Source organism: Streptomyces phytophilus (assembly GCF_013870535.1).
Classification (GTDB): Bacteria; Actinomycetota; Actinomycetes; order Streptomycetales; family Streptomycetaceae; genus Streptomyces; species Streptomyces phytophilus.
In genome coordinates, this window is record NZ_JACBXC010000761.1 from 1 (window position 1) to 2,960 (window position 2,960).

At 72.6% G+C, this 2,960-nt stretch carries 4 protein-coding genes; 3 read left to right on the forward strand and 1 reads right to left on the reverse strand.

Annotation, left to right across the window (positions count from 1 at the left end; all coding sequences use genetic code 11):
* Positions 1 to 116: 116 nt before the first annotated feature.
* The gene (locus H5J30_RS24800; protein ID WP_181789581.1) at positions 117 to 752 is read right to left on the reverse strand and encodes an ATP-dependent Clp protease proteolytic subunit; all 636 of its coding nucleotides are present in this window, start codon (positions 750 to 752) and stop codon (positions 117 to 119) included.
* A gap of 82 nt (positions 753 to 834) precedes the next feature.
* Between H5J30_RS24800 and H5J30_RS24805 the strand changes: the two genes are divergently transcribed.
* From H5J30_RS24805 to H5J30_RS24815, 3 genes are all read left to right on the forward strand, one after another.
* A complete protein-coding gene (locus H5J30_RS24805) occupies positions 835 to 1,146 on the forward strand; it encodes a type II toxin-antitoxin system Phd/YefM family antitoxin (RefSeq protein WP_181789582.1) in 312 nt (103 codons plus the stop codon).
* Between the two features lie 131 nt (positions 1,147 to 1,277).
* The gene (locus H5J30_RS24810) at positions 1,278 to 1,805 is read left to right on the forward strand and encodes a cupin domain-containing protein (protein WP_181789583.1); all 528 of its coding nucleotides are present in this window, start codon (positions 1,278 to 1,280) and stop codon (positions 1,803 to 1,805) included.
* Between the two features lie 193 nt (positions 1,806 to 1,998).
* Positions 1,999 to 2,960 (forward strand): MMPL family transporter (locus tag H5J30_RS24815; protein WP_181789584.1); only part of this gene is annotated, 962 nt, incomplete at its 3' end.

Here is a 2,960-nt window from a genome sequence, read left to right on the forward strand (position 1 = left end):
CGCGCCGGGTTGATGCGGCCCAACTGGTCGACGGCGTCGAGATAGCGGTCGATCATCTCCGCCTCCGCGCGCGTCAGCGCGGGCAGCGGCGGCAGCTCGGGTGGCAGCACGGTCCGTCACCTCCCGTAGCGCGGCGTGCCCGTACCCTTGCGGCTCTCGGTCATCCGGTCGGCCAGCCCGTACGCGATGGCCTCCCCGGCGTCGAGGATCTTGTCGCGCTCGATGTCCTCGCGGACCTGCTCGACGGGCGTCCCCGAGTGTTTGGCGAGCAGCTCCTCCAGCAGGGCGCGATGCCGCAGCAGCTCGCGCGCGTGGATCTCCAGGTCGCTCGCCTGCCCCCGCACCGGCTCGGCGAACGACGGCTGGTGGATGAGCACCCGCGCGCCCGGCAGCACGAACCGCTTGCCGGGGGTGCCGGCGGCCAGCAGCACGGCGGCGGCGGAGGCGGCCTGGCCGAGGCAGACGGTCTCGATGTCGCTGGTGACGAACTGCATCGTGTCGTAGATCGCGGTCATCGCGGTGAACGAGCCGCCGGGCGAGTTGATGTACAGCGAGATGTCCTGGTCGGGCGCGGCGTGCTCCAGATGCATGAGCTGGGCCATCACGTCGTTCGCCGACGTGTCGTCGATCTGCGTGCCGAGGAAGACGATCCGCTCCTCCAGCAGCTTCGAGTACGGATCCTGCGTGCGCACCCCGCTGCTCGTCCGCTCGGTGAACTCCGGCAGCACGTAGCGCGCCCTGGGGCTGTCCATGGCCGTCCGCACCTCTCCCTCTCTCGGTTCGGTGGTCCTCAGTGCAAAATGTACAGGACGTACGTCCGGTTATGCTGGGAGCATGGCGTACGAAATTCCGGTGACGCAAGCGCGCGCAGAACTGGCCGACCTGATCAACCGTGTCGTCTACGGCGGCGAGCGGGTCGTGGTGACGCGCCACGGCCGGCCCCTCGTGGCCCTCGTCTCGGCCGCCGACCTGGAGAAACTCGACCAGCTGGAGAACCCGCCGGCCGAGGAGCAGGTGATCACCACCGTCTCCGGCGTCCACTCCACCCGGCCCGCCGGATCCGCCACGGGCGAACGCCGCTTCGGCATCGCCGCCGAACACCGCGCCCCCGGCACCGGCGTGAGCGGCGAGGGGGGCCCCGCCTAGCCCGGCCCGCCGCCGCGGCCTAGGTCGGCGGGCCCCGGCCCGGTGGCCGCCGGAGATCATCCGGTTGCCCGATGCCGCGCACGCGGCGTCCGGGACAGGATGCAGGCGAACCCGCCGGAAGGAGCGCACCCATGTCGTACCCGGAAGACCTCGTCTACCCCGAGCCCCGCTACCACGGTGACAGGGGCGAGGTGAACGCGACGTTCCGGCCGGCCGGCAGCCCGCCGGACCTCACCTCGCCCGGCGGCTTCACCCGCTACCTCGCCACGGAGGAGTCGACGGGCGGCGAGTTCGGGCTGTACGACGTGCAGCTCGGCCCGCGCTCGCCCGGCGCGAAGACGCACTTCCACAAGGCGATGTCGGAGTCCTTCTACGTGATCTCCGGCGAACTGGAGCTGTACGACGGCGACCGGTGGGTGACCGGAGGAAGCGGGGACTTCCTGTACGTGCCCGTCGGCGGGCTGCACGCCTTCAGGAACGTCACCGACGACCCCGTGCGCGTGCTCATGCTCTTCGCCCCGGGCGCGCCGCGCGAGGAGTACTTCGAGCGGGTGGCGGAGATGTCGCGGCGCGGCGGCGAGGAGCTGAAGCAGTTCCGCGTCCGGCACGACAGCTTCTTCGTGGAGGACTTCGAGGAGGAAGCGGGAGAAGCGGGGTAGCCGGCCCGGGACGGCCCCGGGCCGGGCGGGTCGTGGTGCGTGGGCACCAGGGGACCCCGACGCCTGGTCCGGGTGCACCAGACGAAGACGGCCACGGCAGACGATGCCCCGCCGGGCGCCGCCCGGGAGTGTGGAAAGCGTGCGGGAGTCCGCATGTTCTCCCCTTCCTAGCGGTGTCTGGAGTGATCGAGAAGTGGCGACTTTTCTCTACCGGATCGGGCGGTGGGCCTTCCGGCGGCGCCGGCTCGTCGGTGGTGCGTGGCTGGCCGCCCTGCTGCTGGCCGGGGTCGCCGCCGCCCTGGCGCCGGCCGGGGAGGAAGAGGACCTCTCCATGCCCGGCACCGAGTCGCAGGAGGCGTTCGACCTGCTCGACGAGCGCTTCCCCGAGGACAACTCCCAGGGGGCCGAGGCCCGCCTGGTGTTCCAGGCCCCGGACGGGCAGCGGGTGACGGCGCAGGAGCACAAGGCGGCCGTCGCGGACGCGCTCGGCTCGCTGGAGGGCGGCGACCAGGTCGCTGCGGCCTCCGACCCGTACGAGGCCGGCGACGTCAGCGATGACGGCACCATCGCGTACTCCACGATCACCTACACCGCCGACACCGTGGACCTGACCGGGCCGACGAAGAGCGCCCTGGAGGGCGCCGCGGACCAGGCCAGGGACGCGGGGCTGACCGTGGAGATCGGCGGCTCCGCCCTGGACGCGGAGGAGGAGCCGGGCGGGACGACGGAGATCGTCGGCGTGGCCGTGGCCGCCGTGGTCCTCGTCCTCGCCCTCGGCTCGCTCGCCGCCGCCGGGCTGTCCCTGCTGACCGCCTTCGCGGGCGTGGCCATCGCCTTCGGCCTGGTCTCGGCGCTGGCCGTACCGCTGGGCCTGACGTCCACCGTCGCCATCCTGGCGCTGATGCTGGGGCTCGCGGTCGGCATCGACTACGCGCTCTTCATCACCTCCCGGTTCCGCGACGAACTCGCCCGCGGCAGCGAGCCGGAGGAGGCCGCGGGCCGGGCGGTGGGTACGGCCGGCTCCGCCGTGGTGTTCGCCGGCGCGACCGTCTTCATCGCCCTGGTCGGCCTGGGGGTCGTCGGGATCCCGGAACTGACCAAGATGGGCATGGGCGGCGCGGGCGCCGTGGCCCTGGCCGTGCTCGTCGCGCTCAC